The organism is Streptomyces sp. ICBB 8177 (genome assembly GCF_003144095.1).
Lineage (GTDB): Bacteria > Actinomycetota > Actinomycetes > Streptomycetales > Streptomycetaceae > Streptantibioticus_D.
Genome location: NZ_NSKH01000018.1, coordinates 1,026,099 through 1,051,107, shown reverse-complemented (window position 1 = coordinate 1,051,107; position 25,009 = coordinate 1,026,099). Strand labels below are relative to the sequence as shown.

The 25,009-nt window shown below is 71.9% G+C and carries 21 protein-coding genes; 12 read left to right on the top strand and 9 right to left on the bottom strand.

Going from position 1 to position 25,009, the window contains the following annotated elements:
- Positions 1–344: 344 nt before the first annotated feature.
- From CK485_RS13105 to CK485_RS13080, 6 genes are all read left to right on the top strand, one after another.
- Entirely contained in the window at positions 345–1,043 is a 699-nt protein-coding gene (locus tag CK485_RS13105; RefSeq protein WP_109452912.1) for an MgtC/SapB family protein, read from the top strand.
- Positions 1,044–1,073: 30 nt separating this feature from the next.
- A complete protein-coding gene (locus tag CK485_RS13100; RefSeq protein WP_109450134.1) occupies positions 1,074–1,988 on the top strand; it encodes a phosphotriesterase in 915 nt (304 codons plus the stop codon).
- Between the two features lie 117 nt (positions 1,989–2,105).
- Entirely contained in the window at positions 2,106–3,413 is a 1,308-nt protein-coding gene (locus CK485_RS13095; protein WP_109450132.1) for a sugar ABC transporter substrate-binding protein, read from the top strand.
- A 7-nt stretch (positions 3,414–3,420) separates the two neighbouring features.
- Complete coding sequence (locus CK485_RS13090) at positions 3,421–4,335, top strand: sugar ABC transporter permease (RefSeq protein WP_109450130.1); 915 nt, start codon at positions 3,421–3,423, stop codon at positions 4,333–4,335.
- Position 4,336: 1 nt separating this feature from the next.
- Positions 4,337–5,173, top strand: a complete 837-nt coding sequence (locus CK485_RS13085) for a carbohydrate ABC transporter permease (protein WP_109450128.1) — start codon at positions 4,337–4,339, stop codon at positions 5,171–5,173.
- 110 nt (positions 5,174–5,283) lie between these two features.
- Complete coding sequence (locus tag CK485_RS13080) at positions 5,284–6,219, top strand: oxidoreductase (RefSeq protein WP_109452910.1); 936 nt, start codon at positions 5,284–5,286, stop codon at positions 6,217–6,219.
- A gap of 74 nt (positions 6,220–6,293) precedes the next feature.
- On the opposite strand, the gene ppdK is transcribed toward CK485_RS13080, so the two are convergent.
- The 3 genes from ppdK to CK485_RS13065 form a co-directional block, all read right to left on the bottom strand.
- The gene (ppdK, locus tag CK485_RS13075) at positions 6,294–9,008 is read right to left on the bottom strand and encodes a pyruvate, phosphate dikinase (RefSeq protein ID WP_109450126.1); all 2,715 of its coding nucleotides are present in this window, start codon (positions 9,006–9,008) and stop codon (positions 6,294–6,296) included.
- A gap of 549 nt (positions 9,009–9,557) precedes the next feature.
- Positions 9,558–10,703 (bottom strand): tRNA dihydrouridine synthase DusB, encoded by a 1,146-nt coding sequence (dusB, locus tag CK485_RS13070; protein ID WP_109450124.1) that lies wholly within the window; start codon positions 10,701–10,703, stop codon positions 9,558–9,560.
- 104 nt (positions 10,704–10,807) lie between these two features.
- Positions 10,808–11,716: a helix-turn-helix transcriptional regulator gene (locus tag CK485_RS13065; RefSeq protein WP_109450122.1), complete on the bottom strand. Its 909-nt coding sequence runs from the start codon at positions 11,714–11,716 to the stop codon at positions 10,808–10,810.
- A gap of 139 nt (positions 11,717–11,855) precedes the next feature.
- Between CK485_RS13065 and CK485_RS13060 the strand changes: the two genes are divergently transcribed.
- From CK485_RS13060 to CK485_RS13040, 5 genes are all read left to right on the top strand, one after another.
- Positions 11,856–13,286 carry an MFS transporter gene (locus tag CK485_RS13060; RefSeq protein ID WP_241968451.1) on the top strand — a complete coding sequence of 477 codons (1,431 nt, stop codon included), beginning with the start codon at positions 11,856–11,858 and terminating at the stop codon, positions 13,284–13,286.
- Positions 13,287–13,415: 129 nt separating this feature from the next.
- Positions 13,416–14,417, top strand: a complete 1,002-nt coding sequence (locus CK485_RS13055) for an aldo/keto reductase (RefSeq protein WP_109450120.1) — start codon at positions 13,416–13,418, stop codon at positions 14,415–14,417.
- Between the two features lie 75 nt (positions 14,418–14,492).
- On the top strand, positions 14,493–15,092 hold the full coding sequence (locus CK485_RS13050; protein WP_109450118.1) for a TetR family transcriptional regulator: 600 nt from the start codon (positions 14,493–14,495) through the stop codon (positions 15,090–15,092).
- A gap of 141 nt (positions 15,093–15,233) precedes the next feature.
- Positions 15,234–16,679, top strand: coding sequence for an MFS transporter (locus CK485_RS13045; RefSeq protein WP_109450117.1), 1,446 nt, complete (start codon positions 15,234–15,236; stop codon positions 16,677–16,679).
- Positions 16,679–17,116, top strand: coding sequence for a MarR family transcriptional regulator (locus CK485_RS13040; protein WP_109450115.1), 438 nt, complete (start codon positions 16,679–16,681; stop codon positions 17,114–17,116). Before CK485_RS13045 ends, CK485_RS13040 begins: the two co-directional genes overlap by 1 nt.
- A 375-nt stretch (positions 17,117–17,491) precedes the next feature.
- Here the strand turns inward: CK485_RS13040 and CK485_RS13035 are convergent, their stop codons facing one another.
- The gene (locus CK485_RS13035; RefSeq protein WP_109450113.1) at positions 17,492–18,874 is read right to left on the bottom strand and encodes a glycine--tRNA ligase; all 1,383 of its coding nucleotides are present in this window, start codon (positions 18,872–18,874) and stop codon (positions 17,492–17,494) included.
- A 260-nt stretch (positions 18,875–19,134) separates the two neighbouring features.
- Between CK485_RS13035 and CK485_RS13030 the strand changes: the two genes are divergently transcribed.
- Positions 19,135–19,548 carry a Fur family transcriptional regulator gene (locus CK485_RS13030; protein ID WP_109450111.1) on the top strand — a complete coding sequence of 138 codons (414 nt, stop codon included), beginning with the start codon at positions 19,135–19,137 and terminating at the stop codon, positions 19,546–19,548.
- 75 nt (positions 19,549–19,623) lie between these two features.
- On the opposite strand, the gene CK485_RS13025 is transcribed toward CK485_RS13030, so the two are convergent.
- The 5 genes from CK485_RS13025 to CK485_RS13005 form a co-directional block, all read right to left on the bottom strand.
- On the bottom strand, positions 19,624–21,840 hold the full coding sequence (locus CK485_RS13025; protein WP_109450109.1) for an MMPL family transporter: 2,217 nt from the start codon (positions 21,838–21,840) through the stop codon (positions 19,624–19,626).
- Positions 21,841–21,857: 17 nt separating this feature from the next.
- Positions 21,858–22,421 carry a TetR/AcrR family transcriptional regulator gene (locus CK485_RS13020; RefSeq protein WP_109450107.1) on the bottom strand — a complete coding sequence of 188 codons (564 nt, stop codon included), beginning with the start codon at positions 22,419–22,421 and terminating at the stop codon, positions 21,858–21,860.
- Between the two features lie 114 nt (positions 22,422–22,535).
- The gene (locus tag CK485_RS13015; protein WP_109450105.1) at positions 22,536–23,363 is read right to left on the bottom strand and encodes an isoprenyl transferase; all 828 of its coding nucleotides are present in this window, start codon (positions 23,361–23,363) and stop codon (positions 22,536–22,538) included.
- 43 nt (positions 23,364–23,406) lie between these two features.
- Positions 23,407–24,165 (bottom strand): DNA repair protein RecO, encoded by a 759-nt coding sequence (gene recO / locus CK485_RS13010; RefSeq protein ID WP_109450103.1) that lies wholly within the window; start codon positions 24,163–24,165, stop codon positions 23,407–23,409.
- Between the two features lie 75 nt (positions 24,166–24,240).
- Positions 24,241–24,960: a TerB family tellurite resistance protein gene (locus tag CK485_RS13005; protein WP_241968323.1), complete on the bottom strand. Its 720-nt coding sequence runs from the start codon at positions 24,958–24,960 to the stop codon at positions 24,241–24,243.
- Positions 24,961–25,009: the final 49 nt, after the last annotated feature.

Below are 25,009 nucleotides of genomic sequence, written 5' to 3'. Positions count from 1 at the left end.
ACCAGGAGGGACGGAAATGCGTTCGGTTCGGTTTACTCGACTTTACGGGGTGATTTGCCCGTCTTTTACGGGCACGGAGTGATACGCCCGCGCGGCATGGGCCTGTCAGGCCGTCATGAGACGAAGATCACGTCGATGGCGGTGGATCATGGCCGTTCGGGAGGGAACACGCGCACCGGCACGGGCGCCGTCACGAGCCAGGAGACGCCGCGGCCAGACACCCGGTTCCCGGAGCGTGCGGGATAGGGTGCTGATGGCCTGGCGAGTGGAGGTGGATCGTGCATATCGCGCACTCGATCGCGTTGCCGCTGTGGGATCCCGGCGCGGGTCAGGGCCTGCGGCAGATGGCCGAGATCGGTCTCGCGCTGGTGCTCTCCACCCTCGTAGGCCTGGAACGCGCGGTCCAGCAGAAGAGCGCGGGGCTGCGGACCCACACCCTGGTGGGCGTGGGCAGCGCACTGTTCATGGAGGTCTCGCAGCACGGCTTCAACAGCGTCCTGGGCATGAGCCACGTGGCCCTCGACCCCTCGCGGGTGGCGGCCCAGATCGTCTCCGGCATCGGCTTCATCGGCGGCGGCATCATCTTCGTGCGCCGGGACGCGGTGCGGGGCCTGACCACCGCCGCGGCCGTCTGGCTGACCTGTGCGATCGGCATGGCGTGCGGCGGCGGCCTGCCGCTGCTGGCGATCGCGGCCACCGCCGTGCACTTCCTGGTGGCCCGGGGATATCCGCTGGTCACCCGCCGCTTCCCGGCCATCTCGACGGCCGAGCAGGCTCAGCTCCAGCTGTCCTACCGGGTCGGCGGCGGGGTGCTGCCGCGGGTGCTGGAGCACTGCACCCGCGACGGCTTCCAGGTGTTGGACGTACGGGTGGACCGGGCGCCGTGGAAGGAGGCGGAGGACGAACAGCCGCCCGGCGGCGGCACGTCCGACGTCCAGTTGTCCCTTCAGGGAACCGGTAGCATCCATCAGCTGGTCGCCGAACTGGCCGAGGTGGACGGCGTGTTGAGCGTCTGGTCACCCTCCGCCGACGCGGCGGAGTAGTCCGCCCGCCCCGAAAGGGAAGTCATCCCCATGCCGCCCTCGATCCACACCGTCCTGGGCCCGCTCGACCCCGGCCTGCTCGGCGTCTGCGACGCGCACGACCACCTGTTCTTCCGCAGCCGCCAGCTGCCCGGCCAGGAACTGGACGACGTGTCCGCCGCCGCGGCGGAACTGCGTGCCTTTAGCGCGGCGGGCGGCGACGCCGTCGTGCAGTGGTCGCCGTACGGCACCGGGCGCCGGGCGGACGCGCTGGTGGACCTCGCCCGCGAGACCGGCACGCACATCGTGGCGGCGACCGGGCTGCACCAGGCGGCGCACTACGACGATGAGTTGCTCGCCCGCGTCATGCCCCGGCTGGCCGAGGTCTTCGTCACCGAACTGACCGAGGCCGTGCGAGGGACGGGGGAACGGCCGGTCACCGCGGGCCTGATCAAGGTCGCGGGCGCCTTCCACGGCCTCGACGCGCACGCCCGGCACACCATGGCGGCGGCCGCGGAGGCGCACCACGCCACCGGTGCGCCGATCGCCGTGCACCACGAACTCGGCACCGGGGTGCTCGACGTGCTCGACCTGCTGTGCGGACGGCTGGAGGTCGCGCCGGGCAGCGTGATCCTGGGCCACCTCAACAGGTCGCCGGACGAGTGGGTGCACCGTCAGGCCGCGCGGTCGGGGGCGTTCCTCGCCTTCGACGGTCCCTCGCGGGCCAACCACGCCACCGACTGGCGGATGCTGGACTGCGTGGCGGCGCTGGTGGAGGGCGGCTTCGGCGGTCAGGTACTGCTGGGCGGCGACACCACGACCGCCGCCGCCCGTTCGGTGAACGGGGGCGGTCCTGGCATGCCGTACCTGACACGGGTGCTGAGGCCGCGCCTCGCGGACCGGCTGGGCGAGGAGAGCGCCCACGCGATCCTGGTCGCCAACCCGGCCCGCGCCTTCGCCTGGTGAGCCCCGGCGCGACGGCCGCGTGAGCCGAACACCTCGCGGCGGGCCGCCCAACGCCCCTCGTACGGGGGTGACTTCACGGATACGCAATGCGCCTTACACGTATCCCGGCGATACTTCATGACCATGACCGAGCCGACGCGTGACACCACCGGATCACATCCGACGTTACTCCCGCGCCGCCGTCTGCTCGCCGCGGCCGGCGGGGCGGCACTCGCCGGGGCCCTGGCCGCCTGCGGGTCGAACAACGGCCGCGGAGGCGGCGGTTCGGGCAGCGGGCCCGCCCTGTCGCAGTGGTACCACCAGTACGGCGAGCCCGGCACCGAGCAGGCCGTCAAGCGTTACGCGGCCGCCTACGAGCGGGCGCGGGTCACCGTGCAGTGGCGGCCCGGCGACTACGACACGCAGACCGCCGCCGCGCTGCTCACCGACGACGGCCCGGACGTCTTCGAGGTCAACGGCCCCACGCTGGACCAGATCCAGGGCGGTCAGGTCGTCGACCTGACGGACGGGATCAAGGGCGTCGAGCACGACTTCAACCCCGCGGTCCTGGGCCCCAAGACCTACCGCGGCCGGGTCTACGGCATCCCGCAGACCATCGACACGCAGATGCTCTACTACCGCAAGAGCCTGCTGGCCAAGGCGAAGGTCGCCCCGCCGCAGACGCTGGACGAGCTGGTCGCCGCGGCGGCGAAGCTCACCACCAGGGACGTCAAGGGCCTCTTCCTCGGCAACGACGGGGGCGCCGGGGTGCTGGGCGGCACCCCGCTGTACGCGGCGGGACTCCAACTCGTCACCCCTGGCGGCACGGTGGGGTTCGACAGCCCGGCCGCGTACGCCGCGCTGGGCAAGCTGCACACCCTGTACGCCGACAAGTCGCTGCTGCTGGGCGCGCCCGCCGACTGGTCGGACCCGTCCGCGTTCGTCCAGGGCCTGACCGCGATGCAGTGGACCGGGCTGTGGGCGCTGCCGCAGATCTCCAAGGCGCTCGGCGACGACTTCGGCGTGCTGCCGTTCCCCGCGGACGGCGCCCACGGCACGCCCGCGGTGCCGGTCGGCGCGTACGCCTGCGCGGTCAGCGCCCGCAGCAGGCACGTGACGGCGGCCAAGGGGTTCGCGACCTGGCTGTGGGTCCAACGCACCGACTACCAGGAGGACTTCGCGACCTCCTACGGCCTGCACATCCCGGCGCGGATCTCGCTGGCCGAGCGGGCGGCCAGGCTGCGCACCGGCGCGGCGGCCGACGCGGTGCGCTTCGCGACCCGCTACGGGCACGCCGACCCGCTGCTGTGGACGCCCAGGTCGCGCACCGCGTTGCAGGACGCGTACAGCAGGATCATCAAGGACGGCGCGGACCCGGCGGGACAGGTGAGGGCGGCGGCCGGGGTGGTGGCGGCCGAACTGGCGCGCGTGCGGAAGAACGGCTGAGGCGGGCGTGCTCGCCCGCCTTCTCGGCCCGCAGCGGCGCTACCTGTGGTTCTGGGTCTTCACCGGCCCGTTCGTCGCCGGCCTGGTGGTCTTCGGCTACGTGCCGCTGGTGTGGAGCGTCGTGCTCAGCTTCTTCGACGCGCACGACACGGTCACCCCGCGGCACTTCGTGGGCCTGGCCAACTACGCGTCGATGCTGGACGACGCGGCGTTCCGCTCCAGCCTGGCCACGTTCGCGGTCTTCACGCTGTTCATCGTGCCGACGACGTTCGCGGTCTCGCTGGGCCTCGCGCTGCTGGTGCACCGGCTGCGCCGGTGGCGGGCGTTCTTCCGCTCGGTGTTCTTCCTGCCGACCGCCTGCTCGTACGTGGTGGCCTCGCTGGTCTGGAAGATGGCGGTCTTCAACGGCGTGCGCTTCGGGCTGGCCAACACGGTGCTGCGCTGGTTCGGCGCGGCCTCGGTGGCGTGGCTGTCGACCACCCACCCGCCGTGGTACTGGCTGGTGATCGTCACCGTACGGCTGTGGTTGCAGGCCGGGTTCTACATGATCCTCTTCCTCGCCGGACTGCAACGCGTGCCGCGCTCGCTGTACGAGGCGGCGGCGGTGGACGGCGCGCGGCCCGGCTGGCAGACCTTCCGGTACGTCACCTTCCCGCAGTTGCGGGCGACCTCGGTGGCGGTGGTGCTGCTGCTGGTCGTCAACGCGTTCCAGGCGTTCGACGAGTTCTACAACCTGCTGTCCACCAGCGCCGGTTACCCGCCCTACGCCCGGCCGCCGCTGGTCTACCTGTACTACGTGGCGCTGGGACAGGGCCAGGATCTCGGGCTCGGCAGCGCGGGCGCGGTGATCCTCGCGCTGGTCATCGCGGTGGTCACGGTGGCGCAGGCCCGCTGGTTCGGGCTCGGCCGGAAGGAGGCGTGAGATGGACGCGCACCTGCGCGCTCTGGCGCGGGCGCTGCGGCTGACGCTGCTGATCGCGCTCGCGGTGCTCTTCCTGATCCCGTTCTACCTGATGGTCCGCGACGGGCTCGCGAGCGAGTCCGACATCACCGCGCCCGGCTGGACCTTCTTCCCCCACACCCTGCATCTGTCCAACGTGCGCGAGCTGTTCGACGATCCGTCGGTGCCGATGGCGCACGCGCTGTGGAACTCCACGCGCATCGCGGTGCTGACGACCGCGGGCACGCTGCTGCTGGCGTCGATGTGCGGCTACGGTCTCGCGCGCATCCCGTACCCGTACGCGAACGCGGTCTTCTACGGCATCCTCGGCACGCTGATGATCCCGTCCGCGGTGACGTTCGTGCCGAGCTTCGTGCTGGTCTCGTCGCTGGGGTGGGTCTCCAGCCTGCGCGGCCTGGTGGTGCCCACGCTCTTCAGCGCGTTCGCCGCGTTCCTGTTCCGGCAGTACTTCCTGGGTTTTCCCGGTGAGCTGGAGGACGCGGCGCGGGTGGACGGGCTCGGGTACTGGCGGACCTACTGGCGGATCGTGGTGCCCAATTCGCGTCCGGTGTTCGCGGCGGTCGGGGCCATCGTGTTCATCGGCTCCTGGAACTCCTTCCTGTGGCCGCTGGTCATCGGCCAGGACCAGTCGGCGTGGACGGTGCAGGTGGCGCTGGCGTCGTTCGCCACCGCGCAGACGGTGAACCTGCACGAGTTGTTCACGGCGGCGGCGGTCTCGGTGCTGCCGCTGGTCGTGGTCTTCGTCGTCCTCCAGCGGCACATCGTGGCGGGCGTGGAGAGGTCCGGCATCGACGACTGACCGCGGACGGGTCGGTGACCGGCGGCTGACCAGGGCTTAGGCTGCGGCTTCGACAACCGGGCAGGCGGTGCGCGACGTGCCGCGACGACGGGCGAGAGGTGGCCGCCACGATGGGCTGGAGCGCGAAGGACATCCCCGACCAGACCGGCCGGGTCGCCGTGGTCACCGGCGCCAACAGCGGCATCGGCTTCCACACCGCGTGCGAGCTGGCCCGGCACGGCGCCCGGGTGCTGCTGGCCTGCCGCAGCGAGCGGCGCGGGCAGGAGGCGGCGACGCGGATGCGGGCCGAGGCGCCGGGCGCCCGGGTCGCCTTCCGGCTCCTGGATCTCGCCGACCTGGCCTCGGTGCGGGCGTTGGCCGAGGACTTCGCCGACGAGGAACGGCTCGATCTGCTGATCAACAACGCGGGCGTCATGGCGTTGCCGTACACGCGGACGGCGGACGGCTTCGAGGCGCAGTTCGGCGTCAACCACCTCGGCCACTTCGCGCTCACCGGGCTGCTGCTGCCCAAGCTGCTGGCGACCCCGGACGCCCGCGTGGTGACCGTCTCCAGCGGCATGCACGCGCTGGCCAACATCGATCCCGGCGACCTCAACAGCGAGCGCCGCTACCGCCGTTGGATCGCCTACGGCCGGTCGAAGACGGCGAATCTGCTGTTCGTCCACGAACTGGCCCGGCGTCTCGCCGCGGCCGGCTCGCCGCTCGTCGTGGCCGCGTCGCACCCCGGCTACGCCGACACCAACCTCCAGACGGCGGGCCCGGCGATGGAGGGCCGCAGGCTCGCGGCGCGGCTGGCGAAGGCCGCAAACCGCGTCGTGGCCCAGCCGCCGTCCGGCGGCGCGCTGCCCACGCTGTACGCGGCGACCGCGCCCGGTGTCGCACCGGACGACTTCTACGGGCCGCACTGGCCGGGCCTGCGCGGCAGCCCCGCGAAGTCCTGGCGGGCCTCCTGGACCCTCAGCGACACTGCGGCCGAACGCCTGTGGACGGCGTCCGAGCAACTGACCGGGGTCAGGTACGAAGGGCTTGGGACCGCGACGGCATGAGGTGGGGGCGGCGCCTCGCACAAGGCGCCGCCCCCGGTGAGGGTTTTCGCGATGGTCCTGTGATCAGCGGCCGGTCAGCGGTGGTCGCTGCCCTCGCTGCGGCTGGCCGCGCGACCGGCCTCCAGGCGCGCCACCGGGATCCGGAACGGCGAGCAGGAGACGTAGTCGAGGCCGACCTCGTGGAAGAAGTGCACCGACTCCGGGTCGCCGCCGTGCTCGCCGCAGACGCCGAGCTTGAGGTCGGGGCGGGTGGCCCGGCCGGCCTTCGCGGCCAGCGCCACCAGCGAGCCGACGCCGTCGCGGTCGATCGTCTCGAACGGGCTGACGCCGAAGATGCCCTTCTCCAGGTAGGCGGTGAAGAAGCTGGCCTCCACGTCGTCGCGGGAGAAGCCCCACACCGTCTGGGTCAGGTCGTTGGTGCCGAACGAGAAGAACTGCGCGGCCTCGGCGATCTGTCCGGCGGTGAGCGCGGCGCGCGGCAACTCGATCATCGTGCCGATCGCCAGCTTCAGCTCCACGCCGTGCTCGGCCTCGACGTCCGCGATGACCTTGTCGGCCTCCTCGCGGACCAGCTCCAGTTCCTGCACGGTGCCGACCAGCGGGATCATGATCTCGGCGCGCGGGTCGCCGCCCGCCGCGATCCGCTCGGCCGCCGCCTCGGCGATGGCCCGCACCTGCATGGTGAACAGGCCCGGGATGACCAGGCCGAGGCGCACGCCGCGCAGGCCCAGCATCGGGTTCTGCTCGTGCAGCCGGTGCACCGCCTGGAGCAGGCGCAGGTCGTTCTCGTGCGGCTCCTTGCGGGACTCGGCCAGCGCCACCCGCACCGACAGGTCGGTGATGTCGGGCAGGAACTCGTGCAGCGGCGGGTCCAGCAGCCGCACGGTGACCGGCAGCCCGTCCATCGACTCGAACAGGTCGACGAAGTCGCGCTGCTGGAGGGGCAGCAGGGCCTTGAGGGCCTCGTCGCGCTCGGCGTCGGTGTCGGCGAGGATCAGCCGCTCGACCATCTCGCGGCGCTCACCGAGGAACATGTGCTCGGTGCGGCACAGCCCGATCCCCTGGGCGCCGAACCGGCGGGCGCGCGCGGCGTCCTCGGCGTTGTCGGCGTTGGCCCGCACCCGCAGCCGGCGCACCCGGTCCGCGTACGCCATGATCCGGTGCACGGCCTTGACCAGCTCGTCGGCGTCGTCGGCGCCGGCGTGCATGCGGCCCTCGAAGTACTCGACCACCGGGGACGGTACGACGGGTACCTCGCCGACGTAGACCTTGCCGGTCGAGCCGTCGACCGAGATGACGTCGCCCTCCTCGATGACGACGCCGCCGGGGGCGGTCAGGCAGCGGCGCTTGGTGTCGACCTCCAGGTCCTCCGCGCCGCACACACAGGTCTTGCCCATGCCGCGGGCGACCACGGCGGCGTGCGAGGTCTTGCCGCCGCGCGAGGTGAGGATGCCCTCGGCGGCGATCATGCCGTTGAGGTCGTCGGGGTTGGTCTCGCGGCGGATCAGGATGACCTTCTCGCCCGAGCGCGACCACTTCACGGCGGTGTAGGAGTCGAAGACCGCCTTGCCGACCGCCGCGCCCGGGGAGGCGGCGATGCCCCGGCCGAGCAGTTCGGCCTTCGCGCTCACGTCGAAGCGCGGGAACATCAGCTGGGCGAGCTGGGCGCCGTTGACCCGCTGGAGGGCCTCGGCCTCGTCGATCAGGCCCTGGTCGACCAGCTGGGTCGCGATGCGGAAGGCCGCGGCGGCGGTGCGCTTGCCGACCCGGGTCTGGAGCATCCACAGCTTGCCGCGCTCGATCGTGAACTCGATGTCGCACAGGTCCTTGTAGTGGTTCTCCAGGGTCTCCATGATGCGCATCAGCTCGTCGTACGACGGCCGGTCGATCTGGGCGAGGTCGGCGAGCGGCACGGTGTTGCGGATGCCCGCCACCACGTCCTCGCCCTGCGCGTTCTGCAGGTAGTCGCCGTAGACGCCCTGCTGGCCGCTGGCCGGGTCGCGGGTGAAGGCGACACCGGTGCCGGAGTCGGGGCCGAGGTTGCCGAAGACCATCGAGCAGACGTTGACCGCGGTGCCCAGGTCGCCGGGGATGCGCTCCTGGCGGCGGTAGAGCTTGGCGCGCTCGCCGTTCCAGGAGTCGAACACGGCGCGCACGGCCAGGTCCATCTGCTCGCGCGGGTCCTGCGGGAAGTCGCGGCCTGCCTCCTTGGCGACGACGGCCTTGAACTCGTCCACCAGCGTGCGCAGGTCGTCCGCGTCCAGGTCGACGTCGGTCCTGACGCCCTTGGCCTGCTTGGCGTTCTCCAGCGCCTCCTCGAACAGGTCGCCGTCGACGCCCAGCACGGTCTTGCCGAACATCTGGATGAGGCGGCGGTAGGAGTCCCAGGCGAAGCGCTCGTCCCCGGCCTGCGCGGCGAGGCCCGCCACCGAGGCGTCGGACAGGCCGATGTTGAGGACGGTGTCCATCATGCCCGGCATGGAGAACTTCGCCCCGGAGCGGACCGAGACCAGCAGCGGGTCGTCCGCCTGGCCGAGTTTCTTGCCCATCTTCTTCTCGAGGGCGTCGAGGTGCGCACTCACCTCGTCGCGCAGCGCCGACGGCTCGCTGCCCGACTCCAGGTAGACCTTGCACGCCTCGGTGGTGATGGTGAAGCCCGGAGGGACGGGAAGACCGAGGTTGGTCATCTCGGCGAGGTTCGCGCCCTTGCCGCCCAGCAGGTCCTTGAGGTCCTTGTTGCCCTCAGTGAAGTCGTAGACGAACTTCTGGGGTGTTTGTGTTTCCGACACGGGACCGACTCCTCGCGCACGGGGGTTGCCCTGACGGCGGGGAGCGTACCCATCTCCAAGGCGGTGCAGTACGTGCACGGCCACGTCACATGGCCGTAACCACCCGTCTGCCAGGAGATCGAAAGCATTTCTGGGCCATTCGCCTGGGATCCGGGATGCGGGACCCGCCACCCCCGTGTGTTCACTTCTTGAACGATTGCCATCACATGAGCGGCGATCCCGGCAGCTGAGCAGCCGCGACCGTGACTCAAGGTTACGACGCCTTGATGAACTGAAGCACGATGAATGGCACTCGGTGCCATGAATTGGAGAAGTGACGACACCGAGTGCCGTTTTCGATCTCGCTCATATGAGCGGGGGTCAAATCAAACGTGGCGAGAATCACGCGGCGCAAAACCGTCCCGTCTTGGGATCCGGACGCCGGAATGGTCACCTTGTGTCCATCATTCGCCGAATTTCCCGGATTGGGTGATCCGGGGGGCGCGGAGCGGCGTGAAAACGCCCTCGCCCGCTCCACGTGCCCCCGTCAACCGCCCGGCATGTCCTGCGTCAGCCGCCCGACGTGTCGGATTCCGCGTCGGCGTCCACGGCGACCGTGGTCTCGTAGGGGTCCTTGAGCCAGCCGTCCGGCAGGACGACCCGCTTCGTGCCCGCGGTACGCCCGCGCGGGCCCTCCGCGCCGTCAGGCCACGGCTGGTCGAGGTCGAGCGCGCCGAGGTGCTCGTCCAGCTCGGCCAGCGAGGAGGCCAGCGCCAGCCGCTGACGGGACTGGGCGCCCAGCGCGAAGCCCTTGGTATACCAGGCGACGTGCTTGCGGAAGTCGATGACGCCGCGCCGCTCGTCGCCCAGCCACTCCCCCAGCAGTTCGGCGTGCCGGCGCATGACCGCGGCCACCTCGCGCAGCGTGGGCCTCGCCTGCCCACCGCCGCCCTCGAAGGCCTTCACCAGGTCGCCGAAGAGCCAGGGCCTGCCCAGGCAGCCGCGGCCCACCACGACCCCGTCGCAACCGGTCTCGCGCATCATCCGCACCGCGTCGTCGGCGCACCAGATGTCGCCGTTGCCCAGCACCGGGATCTCGGTGACCGCCTCCTTCAGCCGGGCGATGGCATCCCAGTCGGCCGTGCCGCCGTAGTGCTGGGAGGCGGTGCGGCCGTGCAGCGCGACCGCCGTGACGCCCTCCTCGACCGCGATCCGGCCGGCGTCCAGGTAGGTCAGGTGGTCGTCGTCGATGCCCTTGCGCATCTTGATGGTGACCGGGAGCGAGCCCGCGTTGCCGACCGCCTCGCGCAGGATGGCGCGCAGCAGGTGGCGCTTGTACGGCAGCGCGGAGCCGCCGCCCTTGCGGGTCACCTTGGGCACCGGGCAGCCGAAGTTGAGGTCGACGTGGTCGGCGAGGTCCTCGTCCGCGATCATCCGCACCGCCTTGCCGACGGTGACCGGATCGACCCCGTACAGCTGGATGGACCGCGGCTTCTCCGAGGCGTCGAAGTGGACGAGCTGCATGGTCTTCTCGTTGCGCTCGACCAGCGCCCGCGTGGTGATCATCTCGGAGACGAACAGCCCCTTGCCGCCGGAGAACTCCCGGCACAGCGTGCGGAACGGCGCGTTGGTGATCCCGGCCATCGGCGCGAGCACGACGGGCGGCGTCACGGTGTGCGGTCCGATCTGCAACGGCGTGGTCTGCGGGGGCGTCATCGCGGCGGTTCCTCGGGGCGTGGGGATGCGGACGGAAGCTCCATTGTCCCGCATCCGGGCCGCCGCGAATCAGCCCCGCCGTCCGGTTGCCCGGCGGGTCCGGCTCAGACCGCGACCGGGCGGCGCTCGGCCACCGGCTGCGCCTTCCGCCGCGGCGTGCGGCGGGCGTCCTCCTGGGCCAGGGCGAACGCGTGCAGGCGGTCCAGGCGCTCGCGGGTCTCCTCGTCCAGCGGGGTGTAGACCACCATCCGGCTGCCGCTGCGCTGGCCCAGCCACATGCTGGTGTGGAGCATGTTGAGCAGGCCGAAGCGCTTGTTGAGGAACCGCTTGGTGGTGCTGGACGGCCGGATCACCTCGTGCTCGCTCCACACCTCGCGGAACTCCTCCGACACCTGCTGGAGCCGCTTGACCTGGAGCTTCCACACCGGTTCCGCGACGTGTTCGGCCATCGCCGCGCGGAACTGCGCGGTGCAGCGGCGGATCACCTGGTCGCGGTCGACCACCGCCTCGCGCCAGTCGGGGTTGGTGAAGATCAGCCACAGGATGTTGCGCTCCTCGGGCGGGAGCGCGTCGAGGTCGTCCACCAGCCACCCGTAGCCGCGGTTGTACGCCAGGATGTCGTAGCGGCTGTTCATCACGCAGGCGGGCAGCGGTTCCATCCGTTCCAGCACCTCCAGCAGCGACGGCGTGAGGTACGGGCAGTCGCTGCCGGGCGCCGGGTCGGGCAGTCCGGCCAGCACGAACAGGTGGGCGCGCTCGGTCGGGTCGAGCATCAGGGTGCGCGCGACGGCGTCCAGCACCTGTGCCGAGACCTGGATGTCGCGGGCCTGTTCCAGCCACGTGTACCAGGTGACGCCGACCGCGGAGAGCTGTGCGACCTCCTCGCGCCGCAGGCCGGGGGTGCGCCGGCGGGCGCCGCGCGGCAGGCCCACCTGCTCGGGGGTGATGCGCTCGCGGCGGCTGCGCAGGAAGTCGGCCAGTTCACGGCGGCGGATGTCGGTACTCGCGCTCATGCCACCAGGGTGCCGCACCGCTCATACGATTGCCAGGTTCCCCCAATACCTGGATAAGCACACTCTGGTACCCCCTTCCGTGAGGCCGGATCGTGAAGGGGTGACTTCACCGACCGCATCCAAGACCGCGCCCGCCGGGGTGCGCAGCCCGGGCCGCCACGCGGCGCCCGGCAGGCAGGCCGCCGAGCCGTCGGCCCTCAGCCCGCTCGGACTGCTGACGCTGCTGCTCGGCGCGGCGCTGCCCATGATCGACTTCTTCATCGTCAACGTCGCCCTGCCCACCATCGACCGCGACCTGCACGCCGGCCCGGCGCTGCTGGAGATGGTCGCCGCCGGGTACGGCGTCGCGTACGCGGTCCTGCTGGTGCTGGGCGGACGGCTCGGCGACATGGTGGGACGGCGCAGGCTGTTCCTGATCGGCACGGCGCTGTTCGCCCTGACCTCGCTGGCCTGCGGACTCGCCCCTGACGCCTGGACACTCGTGGGCGCCCGGGTCGCGCAGGGCGCCGCGTCCGCGCTGATGCTGCCGCAGGTGCTGGCCACCATCCAGGCCACCACGACCGGGTCGCGGCGCGGCCGGGCGCTCGGCCTGTACGGCGCCACCGGCGGCATCTCGGCGGTGCTGGGCCAGCTGCTCGGCGGCTGGCTGGTCGCGGCGAACGTGGCCGGCACCGGCTGGCGTTCGATTTTCCTGGTCAACGTGCCCGTGGCGCTGGCGGCGATCCTGCTCAGCCTGCGCAGCGTCCCGGAGACCCGGTCGGCGAACCCGGCGCGCATCGACACCCGCGGCACCCTGCTGCTGGGCGCGACGCTGCTGGCCCTGCTGGTGCCGCTGATGGAGGGCAGGGCGGTCGGCTGGCCGCTGTGGACCTGGCTGATGCTGGCCGCCTCGCCGTTCCTGGGCGCCGCGTTCTGGCTGGTCGAGCGGTCCGGTGAGCGCTCCGGCGGCGACCCGCTGCTGCCGCCCTCGCTGCTGGGCAACCACGGCATGCGCAGCGGACTGCGGGTCGCGCTGCCGTTCTTCACCGGCTTCGGTGGCTTCATGTTCGTGATGGCGGTCGCGCTCCAGCAGGGTCTGGCGCTCGGACCGGTCGCCGCGGGCACCGCACTCGCGCCGATGGCGGTGGCGTTCTTCGCGGCGTCGCTGGTCGCGCCCCGGCTGGTGACCCGGTACGGGCGGCACGTGGTCAGCGTGGGCCTGACCGTGCAGGGGCTGGGCCTACTCGTGGTGGTCGCGACCGCGCTCGCGGGGTGGCCGCACATCGGGCCGCTGGCGCTGACACCGGGCATGGCGGTGCTCGGGTTCGGCCAGGGCATGGCGATGAGCACGCTGTTCCGGATCGTGCTGTCGGAGGTTCCGGCGGAGCGCGCGGGCGTGGGCAGCGGCGTCATGGTCACCACCCAGCAGTCCTCGCTGGCGCTGGGCGTGGCGACCCTCGGCACGCTCTTCCTGTCGCTGGCCTCGTCGGCGGGCATGCGGGACGCGCTGGTCACGGCGCTGCTGGTGCAGGTCGCGCTGGTCGCCGCCGCGGTGGGCCTGAGCCTGCGGCTGCCGCGCACGGTGCGGTGACGGGCGGCCCGACGGGGGTTCGGGCGGAGCGGGACGGCATGACGAACGCGTACGCGATGACAGATATTGAAATCTGTCATCGCGTATGCGACTCTGGCTGAGCAACGTTCTCTCGAAGGAGTCATCCGCATGCGTACCCGCACCCTCGGCACGACCGGTCCGGTCACCTCCGCGATCGGCCTCGGCTGCATGGGCATGTCCGCCCTGTACGGCGAGGCGGACCGCGCCGAGTCCATCGCCACGATCCACGCCGCCCTGGACGCCGGCGTCACCCTGCTGGACACCGGCGACTTCTACGGCATGGGCCACAACGAACTGCTCATCCGCGACGCCCTCGCCGCCCGTCCCGGCAGCCGCGACAACGCCCTGATCAGCGTCAAGTTCGGCGCCCTGCGCGACGCGGAGGGCGGCTGGGGCGGCTACGACGGCCGCCCGGCCGCGGTCCGCAACTTCCTGGCCTACTCGCTCCAGCGCCTGGGCACCGACCACATCGACGTCTACCGGATCGCCCGCGTCGACCCCGACGTGCCCGTCGAGGAGACCGTGGGCGCGATCGCCGAGGCGGTCGAGAAGGGCTGGGTGCGGCACATCGGCCTGTCCGAGGTCGGCGCCGACACCCTGCGCCGGGCCGCCGCGGTCGCCCCGATCAGCGACGTCCAGATCGAGTACTCCCTGTTCTCCCGGGGCATCGAGGACGCGATCCTGCCCACCGCCCGCGAACTCGGCGTCGCCGTCACCGCGTACGGCGTGCTCTCCCGCGGTCTGCTCAGCGGCCACTGGACGCGCGACCGCAAGCCCGGCGAGGGCGACTTCCGCGCCTTCAGCCCGCGCTTCGCGGCCGGCAACGTCGAGCGCAACCTCGACCTGGTCGACGCCTTGCGCCGGATCGCCGAGGCCAAGGGTGCTACCGTCGCCCAGATCGCCATCGCCTGGGTGCTCTCCCGGGGTGAGGACATCGTCCCGCTCGTGGGTGCCCGGCGCCGGGACCGGCTGGCCGAGGCGCTCGGCGCGCTGGACGTCACGCTGGACGACGCCGACCTGGCGGCCGTCGAGAAGGCCGTACCGGCCGGAGCCGCCGCGGGTGCCCGTTACCCCGACTCCCAGATGGCGCACCTCGACAGCGAGAAGTGACCCGCCGGGCGGTGAGCAGCGGCCCGCCGCCCGGCCGGGCCTACCGCCGCCCGCGACGCAGAAAGGCCGGACCGCATGCCGCCGGACGCGCTGACCCCCGACCGCATCCTCGAAGCCACCGAGGAGGTGCTGCGCCGCTACGGCCCGGCGAAGGCCACCGTGGTGGACGTGGCGCGGGCGCTCGGGGTCAGCCACGGCAGCGTCTACCGGCACTTCCCCAGCAAGGCGGCGCTGCGCGAGGCGGTGACCGCCCGCTGGCTGGAGCGGTCGGAGATCGCGCTGGCCGACGTCGCGGCCGGCTCCGGCCCCGCGCCGCAGCGGCTGGGGGCGTGGCTGGAGTCGCTGTTCGAGGCCAAGCGCCACAAGGCGGGCGACGACCCCGAGCTGTTCGCCACGTACATGGTGCTCGTCGGCGAGCACAGCGAGGTGGTCGACCGCCATGTCACCACACTGGTCGGCCAGTTGACCCAGGTGATCGAGGACGGCGTCGCCCGGGGCGAGTTCGCCGCGGGCGGCCCGGCCGCCGAGCCCGCGCGCGCCGCCCGCGCGGTGTGGGACGCCACCGGCCGCTTCCACGACCCCGCCTACGCGGCGGACTGGGCGTCGGACGACATCCGCCCCGCCTTCGAGGCGATCCGCGCCCTGGTCCTGACCGGCCTGGGCGCCTCCGCCTGAGGGCCTGAGCGCCCCCGCCCGGCCATAGGTCCGCCCTCGGGGTCTCGCCCCCCGGCGCTCCCCCGGGAATGAAGCGCGGCCCCGTTTTAGTTGTACGGTATTAATAGTTCTATCCGTACAACCACTCACGGGGAGTCGTACGTGCCCGAGCTGACCCGCAGGCGACGCCTGCTCGTCCTGGCGATCTGCTGCATGAGCCTGCTCATCGTCAGCCTGGACAACACCGTCCTCAACGTCGCGCTGCCCTCGATGCAGAAGGAACTGCACGCGGGCGTGTCCGGCCTCCAGTGGACGATCGACGCCTACACGCTGGTCCTGGCCAGCCTGCTGATGCTGTCCGGTTCGACCGCCGACCGAATAGGCCGCCGCCGGGTCTTCCAGGCGGGCCTGGCGATCTTCACGACCGCCTCCCTGCTGTGCAGTCTGGCGCCCAGCCTGAGCTGGCTGATCGCGTTCCGGATGCTCCAGGCGATCGGCGGCTCCATGCTCAACCCGGTGGCGATGTCGATCATCACCAACACCTTCACCGACCCCAGGGAACGCGCCCGCGCCATCGGCGTGTGGGGCGGCGTGGTCGGCATCAGCATGTCGGCGGGCCCGATCATCGGCGGCGCGCTGGTCGAGACGGTCGGCTGGCGGTCGATCTTCTGGATCAACGTGCCGATCGGCCTGGCCGCGCTGGTGCTGACCCGGCTGTTCGTCCCGGAGTCCCGGGCACCCAAGGCGCGCAGGCCCGACCCGGTCGGCCAGGTGCTGATGATCGTGCTGCTCGCCTCGGTCACCTACGGCATCATCGAGTCCCCCGGCCACGGCTGGACCTCGCCGCTGATCCTCGGCTGCGGCGCGCTGGCCGTGCTCTCCGTCGTCGGCCTCGGGCTCTACGAGCCGCGGCGCAAGGAGCCCCTGATCGACCTGCGGTTCTTCCGCAGCGCGCCGTTCTCCGGCGCCACCGTGATCGCCGTCAGCGGCTTCGCCGCGCTCGGCGGCTTCCTCTTCCTCAACACGCTCTACCTACAGGACGTGCGCCACCTCGACGCGCTCCACGCCGGTCTGTACATGCTGCCGATGGCCGCGATGGCACTGGTCTTCGCCCCGCTGTCGGGCCGCATCGTCGGCGGCCGGGGGCCGCGGGTGCCGCTGCTGCTGGCCGGTTCCTGCATGTGCCTCAGCGGCGTGATGCTGGCGCTGGGCTACGCCACGAACATGCCGACGGTGCTGCTGATGCTCGGCTACGTGATCTTCGGCATCGGCTTCGGCCTGGTCAACGCCCCGATCACCAACACGGCGGTGTCCGGCATGCCGCGCTCCCAGGCGGGCGTGGCGGCCGCGGTCGCCTCCACCAGCCGCCAGATCGGCAGCTCGCTCGGCGTCGCCGTGATCGGCGCGGTCATGGCCGCCGGGGTCACCGGCGGCTACGGGCAGCAGTTCACCGACAGCAGCCGGACCGCGTGGTGGATCATCGCCGCGTGCGGCGCGGTCGTCCTGCTCGTCGGTACGATCACCTCCGGTCGCTGGGCGCGGGCCACCGCGGAGCGCACCGCGGACCGCCTCCAGACCGACGAGATCAAGATGCCGGTGAACGCCTGATGGACGCGACACGAGTGACCGCCGACCCGACCGCGCAGACCGCGGAACAGGTCTGGCGGAACCTGCACACGCTGCTGCACGAGACCCACGACCGCCGCAAGGAGGTCGGTGCCGCGCTCGGGATGAGCTTCAACCGGGTCAAGGCGCTGCGGCGGATCGCCCGCGGGCCGATCACCCTGCGGGCGCTCGCGGACTGGATGGTCATCGACGCGCCGTACGCGACGCTCATCGTCGACGACCTCGCGCGGCGCGGGCTGGTCGAACGCACGGCGAACCCGGCGGACGGCCGCTCCAAACTCGTCCGCCTGACGGAGGCGGGCGAGGCGGAGGCCTCGCGCGCCGACGCGATCCTGGGCACCCCGCCGGATGCCCTGCTGTCCCTGCCGCCCGAGGACTTGGCAGCCCTTGACCGCATCGTGGGCAAGCTGCTGGGTTGACCCCCACCGGCCGGTGGCCGGCCAACCACCGCTGCCACGAAGGCGAGTGGCCCCCCGCGGCACCGCTGTGGCTGTTCGCGCAGTTCCCGCGCCCCTAAAGGCTCAGCGGACCGCGGTCGCCCCGTAAGGGGCGCGGGGAACTGCGCGAGCGGCCTCCACCGGCCGGTGGCCGCCCAACTACCGCCATGGCAACGGCGAGTGGCCCCCAGCACCACCGTCGTGGCTGGTCGTGCAGTTCCCCGCGCCCCTAAAAGGCACAGCGGACCGCGATAGCCCCGCAAGGGGCGCGGGGAACTGCGCGCTCAACCCCCACCGGCCGGTGGCCGCCCAACCACCGCAACCACAACGGCGAGTGGCCCCCGGCCCGACCTCCGGCTAGCAGCCCAGCAGCCGGCTGGCCAGGTAGGCCTGGACCTGGTCCAGGGACACCCGTTCCTGCTTCATCGTGTCCCGCTCCCGCACCGTCACCGCGTTGTCCTCGAGCGTGTCGAAGTCGACCGTGACGCAGAACGGCGTGCCGATCTCGTCCTGGCGGCGGTAGCGGCGGCCGATCGCGCCCGCGTCGTCGAAGTCGATGTTCCAGTTCTTGCGCAGGTCCGCCGCCAGGCCCTTCGCCTTGGGCGACAGCTGCGGGTTGCGCGACAGCGGCAGCACCGCGACCTTGACCGGCGCGAGCCGGGGGTCGAGCCGCATGACGGTGCGCTTCTCCATCGCGCCCTTCGCGTTGGGCGCCTCGTCCTCGTTGTACGCGTCGAGCATGAACGCCAGCATCGCGCGGTTGACGCCCGCCGCGGGCTCGATGACGTACGGGAACCAGCGCTCGCCGGCCTCCTGGTCGAAGTACGACAGGTCCTGGCCGGACGCCTTGGAGTGCGCCGACAGGTCGTAGTCGGTGCGGTTGGCCACGCCCTCCAGCTCGGAGTACTCGGTGCCGCCGAAGTTGAAGCGGTACTCGATGTCAGCCGTGCGCTTGGAGTAGTGCGACAGCTTCTCCTTGGGGTGCTCGTACCAGCGGATGTTCTCCTCGCGGATGCCGAGGTCGCGGTACCAGTTCCAGCGCTGCTCCATCCAGTACTCGTGCCACGTCTCGTCCTCTCCGGGCTTGACGAAGAACTCCATCTCCATCTGCTCGAACTCACGCGTGCGGAAGATGAAGTTGCCCGGAGTGATCTCGTTCCGGAACGACTTGCCGATCTGCGCGATGCCGAACGGCGGCTTCTTGCGCGAGGTCTGCTGGACGGCGGCGAAGTTGGTGAAGATGCCCTGCGCGGTCTCGGGGCGCAGGTAGGCCACGGAACCGGAGTCCTGGGTGGGGCCGAGGTGGGTGGAGAGCAGGCCGGAGAACTGCTTGGGTTCGGTGAACGCGCCCTTGTTGCCGCAGTTGGGGCAGTTGATGTCGGCGAGGCCGTTGGCGGGGGCGTGGCCGTGCTTGGCCTCGTACGCCTCCTCCAGGTGGTCCGCGCGGAAACGCTTGTGGCAGGAGGTGCACTCGGTGAGCGGGTCGGTGAAGGTGGCCACGTGACCGGAGGCCTCCCAGACCTCGCGGGCCAGGATCACCGACGAGTCGAGTCCGACCACGTCGTCGCGCGAGGTGACCATGGAACGCCACCACTGGCGCTTGATGTTCTCCTTGAGCTCCACGCCGAGCGGGCCGTAGTCCCAGGCGGCGCGCTGGCCACCGTAGATCTCGGAGCAGGGGTAGACGAAGCCACGGCGCTTGCTCAGGCTGACGATGGTGTCGATCTTGTCGGCGGCCACGGTGCTCTCTTCAGTACGACGAAGCGGTCAGTGTGGGATCCGCTCGGTACCCGCGCGTCGTGTTCAGGCGGCCCGCTGCGGCCCAGCGAATACCTCAGATTACCGGCGTCCGCACCCCCCGGATCAAATCGGTTCCCGCTTTTCCGCGCACCGGCCGCCCCGCCGGGGCCCGGCGCGCGCCCGCCCGGCTGTCGGCGGGCGCTGGCACAATGGGGGCAGTACCGGCGACACGAGCCCGCGCGGCACCGAGGAGGACGATCGTGGCCACCGCAAACCCGCCCGTGCAGGGCCGTTCGACCCGGCAGCGGGCAGCGGTCTCGGCCGCGCTGTCCGAGGTCGACGAGTTCCGCAGCGCGCAGGAGCTGCACGACCTGCTGCGGCACCGCGGCGACTCGGTCGGGCTGACCACGGTCTACCGCACCCTCCAGTCGCTGGCCGACGCGGGCGAGGTGGACGTGCTGCGCACCAGCGAGGGCGAGGCGGTCTACCGGCGGTGCAGCAGCGGCCACCACCACCACCTGGTCTGCCGCGAGTGCGGCAAGGCGGTCGAGGTGGAGGGCCCGGCGGTGGAGAAGTGGGCGGAGGCCCTCGCCACCGAGCACGGATACGTGGACGTGGACCACACGATCGAGATCTTCGGCACCTGCGAGAGCTGCGCCCGGATGAAGGAGTGACGCCGGCCGGGCACTGAACGCGTGAGAGGGGCGGTGTCCGGTGCCGCCGCCCCTCTCCCACGCCTTCCCCCGGGACTACCGCACCGGCACCCCGGCGGCCCGCTCGCCGTCCGCGGCGGGCCCCGATCCCTCCACGTCGAGGTTGGGCAGCAGGCGCTCCAGCGGTCGCGGCAGCCACCACGCGGCGCGCCCGACCAGGGCCAGGATCGCCGGGACGAGCGTCATGCGCACCGCGAAGGCGTCCAGCAGCACGCCCACGCCGAGGGAGAACGCGATCGGCTTGATGAACGCGTCGTCGGTCGGGAAGAAGCCCGCGAAGACGGTGAACATGATGAGCGCGGCGGCGGTGACGACCCGGGTGTTGTGCCGGGCACCGTCCACCACGGCCTCCTTCGCCCGCCCGGTGCGCACCCATTCCTCGCGGACGCCGGAGACGAGGAAGACCTCGTAGTCCATGGCGAGCCCGAACAGCACGCCGATCAGGATGATGGGCAGGAAGCTGACGACCGGACCGGTCCTGGCCACCCCGAGCGCGTCCGCGAGCCAGCCCCACTGGAAGAGCGCGACCACCAGGCCGAGCGAGGCCGCGACCGACAGCAGGAACCCGCCGGTCGCCTTGACCGGGACCACCAGGGACCGGAAGACGATCATCAGCAGGATCAGGCTGAGCCCGACGACGATGCCCAGGTACGGCAGGAGCGAGTCGCGCAGGCGGTTGGAGACGTCGATGTTGACGGCGGTGGTGCCGGTGACCGAGACGGTCTCGCCGGTGGCCGTGTGGATGGCACCGGCCTTGTCGCGGATGACGTTGACCAGGTCGGTGGTGCGCTGGTCCTCGGGACCGCCGGCCGGGACGACCTGGATGACCGACTGCCCGGCCGCCTTGGTCGGCTGCGGCGGCGCGACCGCGACCACGCCGGGCAGGCCGTGCAGCTCCTTGGCCACGCCGAGCGCGGCGCGCTGGGCGGCGGGGCCGGTCGCCGGGCCGTCGGCCAGGACCAGCAGGGGGCCGTTGAAGCCGGGCCCGAAGTGGTCGCTGATGGTGTCGTAGGCGACGCGCTCGCTGGAACCCTTGGCCGCCGAACCGTTGTCCGGCAGCCCCAGCCGCAGGTCCCCGGCGGGCAGCGCGGCGACCACCAGCGCGCCGACGACCGCGACCACGGTCAGCAGGGGCTTGGCGGTGGCGAACCGGATCCAGCGCGCGCCCATCGTGTCGCGCCCGCGCCCGCCCTCGTCGTCCCCGTCCCCGGCCGCCGCCCGGGCGCGCAGCGCGGCCCGCGAACCCGGCTTGGGCACCAGCCGCTCCCCCGCGAACCCGGCGAGCGCGGGCAGCAGGGTGAGCGCCACCAGCACCGCGATCAGCACCGCGCCGGCCGCGCCGAGGCCCATCACGGTCAGGAACGGGATGCCGATCACGCTGAGCGCGGCCAGCGCGATGATCACGGTGCTGCCCGCGAAGACCACGGCGCTGCCCGCGGTGCTGTTGGCCAGGGCCGCCGACTCACGCGGCTCCATGCCGCGGGCGAGCTGGGAGCGGTGCCGGGAGAGGATGAACAGGGCGTAGTCGATGCCGACCGCGAGCCCCAGCATCAGCGCGAGGGTGACCGCCGTCGAGGAGACCGACACCAGTGGGGTCAGCGCCATCAGTCCGACCAGCGCCACACCCACCCCGAGCAGCGCGGAGACCAGCGGCATCCCGGCGGCGAGCAGCGAGCCGAAGGTGATCACCAGCACGGCGAGCGCGACCACCACGCCGATCATCTCGCCGGGCCCGACCTGGACACCCCGGCTGCCGTAGGCGGTGCCGCCGACCGAGACGCTCAGCCCGTCGGCCTTCGCCGTCCTCGCGGCGGCCTCGACCGCGTCCAGCGAGGACTGCTTGACCTCGGCGCGTTGCAGCGGGTACTGCACCTGGGCCACGGCGGCCGAGTGGTCCGGGGAGACCGTGTGGGCCTGCTGCGGCGTGATGACGGCGTCCTGCTGCGGGGTGCGCGCGACCTTCGCCAGGCTGTCCGCGATGGCGGTGGCGTAGGGCGGCTTGGTGACGTCCTTGCCGCGCGGGACGGTATAGACGATCTGGGCGTTGGTCCCGGAGGCGGCCGGGAGGGTCTTCTTCAGGGTGTTCAGCGCCTGCTGGGACTGGGCGCCGGGCACGCTGAAGGTGTCGTCCAGCCTGCCGCCGAACGCGGCCACGCAGGCCACCAGCGCGGCGAGGATCACCAGCCACACCGCGAGCACCGTCTTGCGGCGGTGGTACGCGGTGCGGCCTATTCGGTGCAGCAGTACGGACATGGCGTCCCCTTACGGCTTCAGGCGGTTGCGGGGTGGTCGAGACCCGCGACGAGCAGTGCGACGCCCTGCCGCAGCCGCCGCAGCGGGACGTCGGGGTCGGCCGAGCGCACTTCCAGGCCGCGGCCGAGCGCCATCAGCAGCTCGGCGAACTCCTCGGCGTCGGCGTCGGGACGCTCGGCGCGTACGGCGGCGGTCAGCGCGTCGAGGGTGGCGGCGTGCGCCTCGAAGACCAGGTCGGCGGTGAGCTTGACGCCCTCGCCGAGCAGTTCCTCGGCGTGCGGGCTCTCCGACCAGATCTTGATCACCAGTCGGAGCTTGGCCGCCAGGGCCAGCGCCAGCCGCTCGGGGAACGGCGCGTCGGCGTCGAGGCCGGCCCGGAAGTCGGCCATCGCCTGCGAGAACAGCCGGGTCGCCAGCCGCCGGAAGGCGTCTTCCTTGTTGCGTACGTGCTGGTAGACGGCCGGTCGTGACATGCCCGCGTGACGGGCGATGTCGTCCATGGTCGTCCGCCGCACGCCGTGCAGCCGGAAGCACTCGTAGGCGGCGCCCAGGATCGCTTCCAGCTTCTCGTCGTCGGACATGCTGACAATTATTGCATGAGATGTCAGAACGTTCGGCGAGCGGAGGCGCAGACGGCGAAGGCCCCGGTGTCCACGGGGGACGCCGGGGCCTTCGTATGGCGGGAAGCGGGCGGGCTAGCCCTTGCGCAGACCCTCCGCCATCTCGTTGGGGATCGCGCCGCCGAAGCGGCGGTCGCGGGAGGCGTACTCCAGGCAGGCCCGCCACAGGTCGCGGCGGTCGAAGTCCGGCCACAGCACGTCCTGGAAGACCATCTCGGCGTACGCGGACTGCCAGATCAGGTAGTTGGAGGTGCGCTGCTCGCCGGAGGGCCGCACGAACAGGTCCACGTCGGGCATGTCCGGGTAGTACAGGTACCTGGCGAAGGTGCGCTCGGTGACCTTCGACGGGTCGAGCCGCCCGGCCCTCACGTCGGCCGCCATGGCCGCCGCCGCGTCGGCGATCTCCGCCCGGCCGCCGTAGTTGACGCAGAAGTACAGCGTCATCGCGTCGTTGTCGACGGTCTGCTCCTGGGCGACCTGGAGTTCCTGGACGACCGACTTCCACAGCTTGGGCATCCGCCCGGTCCAGCGGATGCGGATGCCCAGTTCGTCCATCTCGTCGCGGCGGCGGCGGATGACGTCGCGGTTGAAGTTCATCAGGAAGCGCACCTCCTCCGGTGAGCGCTTCCAGTTCTCGGTGGAGAAGGCGTACAGCGAGAGGTTCTTCACGCCCATCTCGATGCAGCCCTTGAGCACGTCCATCACCACGCCCTCGCCGACCTTGTGGCCCTCGGTGCGCGGCAGGCCCCGCTGCTTGGCCCAGCGGCCGTTGCCGTCCATGACCACGGCGACGTGGTTCGGCACCAGTTCGGCGGGGATCTTCGGTGGCCGGGCGCCGGACGGGTGCGGGTCGGGGACCCGGTACTCGCGGCGGTTGCGGCTGAGAATCCCACGACGTGCCATGCGCTCTTTTACCTTCTCCCGTGTATCCGTGCCCCGTCCGGGCCTACGACCCGGCGGACTTCTCGACGAACCGCAGCGACCGCAGGCCCCGCTCCAGATGCCACTGGAGGTACGCGGCGACCAGCCCGCTGCCCTCCCGGGCGTGCCGCTCCTCGCAGGAGTCCACGATCCGCCAGTCGCCCGTCAGGAGCGCCCCCAGCAGTTCCATCGACTCCGGAGAGGGTACGACGCTGCCGGGGACCCGGCACTCCCCGCACACCACTCCTCCCGAGGCGACCGAGAAGAACCGGTTCGGGCCGGGCATGCCGCACTGCGCGCACGCCTCGAAGCTCGGCGCGTAGCCGTTGACGGCCAGCGAGCGCAGCAGGAAGGCGTCCAGCACCAGGCGCGCGTCGTGCTCCCCGGAGGCGAGCGTGCGCAGGGCGCCGACCAGCAGCAGGTACTGCTGGACGGCCGGCTCCCCCTCGTGGTCGGTGAACCGCTCGGCCGTCTCCAGCATCGCGGTCCCGGCGGTGTAGCGGGCGTAGTCGCCGACGATGCCGCTGCCGTACGCGGCGATCGACTCGACCTGCGTGCACAACGGCAGCCCGCGGCCGACGAGTTCGCCGCCGCGCGCGAAGAACTGCACGTCGACGTGGGAGAACGGCTCCAACCTCGCGCCGAACTTCGACTTGGTCCGCCGCACCCCCCGCGCGACCGCCCGCACCCTGCCGTGCCGCCGGGTGAGCACCGTGACGATCCGGTCGGCCTCGCCGAGCTTCTGCGTCCGCAGCACGAGGCCGTCGTCACGGAAGAGGGTCATGGGGTCATTGTCGCGCACGGCGGGCCGCGCCCGGGCGGCGAGGGCCGAGGACGGCGGACCGGGGAGTCGTCCGGCTCAGGACAGCGTGCCGGCCGCTGCCTCCAGCAGGCGGTCGGTGTCCTCCTGGGGGAAGGACAGCGAGCGCCCGACCGCGGCCAGCGCCTCGCGCTCCGCCGCCTGGTAGGGGCCGTCCGCCAGGGCGATGCGGGCCGCCTGGAGCAGCAGGCGCTCGCGGCCCTGCGGTTCCATGTGCTCGGCCAGCGGGAACAGCGCCTCGTGCAGTTCGATCGACAGCCAGGTGCCGCAGCCGTCCACGGCTTCGGCCCGCGCGTCGTAGGCGCCCGGCATCCGGCCCTCGTCGGCGGCGAGCGCGGCCAGCAGTCCGATCAGCTGATCCTCGGTGCAGTCGCTGAACCCGGCGTCGCGCACCGCCTCAAGCGCCGTCTCGCGTGCCGCCCGGGACCCGGCGCCGCCCGCGGTGAGCACCGCGAGGGCGACGGTGTGCACCGCGTCGCGCAGCATCGCGGAGAACCGGCCGGTGGTGGGCGCCTGGAGCGCTTCAAGGCCGAAGCGCTCCCCGCACGCCCCGCACTCGGCGACCGTCCCGGCGGAGCCGCGCCGCAGCAGCGGGACGTTGAGGAGCGTCAGGCGGCGGGTCCCGGTGCGGCGGCGGTAGTTGCGGTCCCCGCCGCACCCGGGGCAGAAGAACTCGCCGTCTCCCTCGGTGTGCCACGTCGTCCGGACGCCCCAGACGTACAGACCCCGGTAGCACAGTTCAAGAGATGACAGGCTCACGGCGCGACCTCCGGCGGCTCGTCCCGGCACGATCACGGACGGCGTGCCG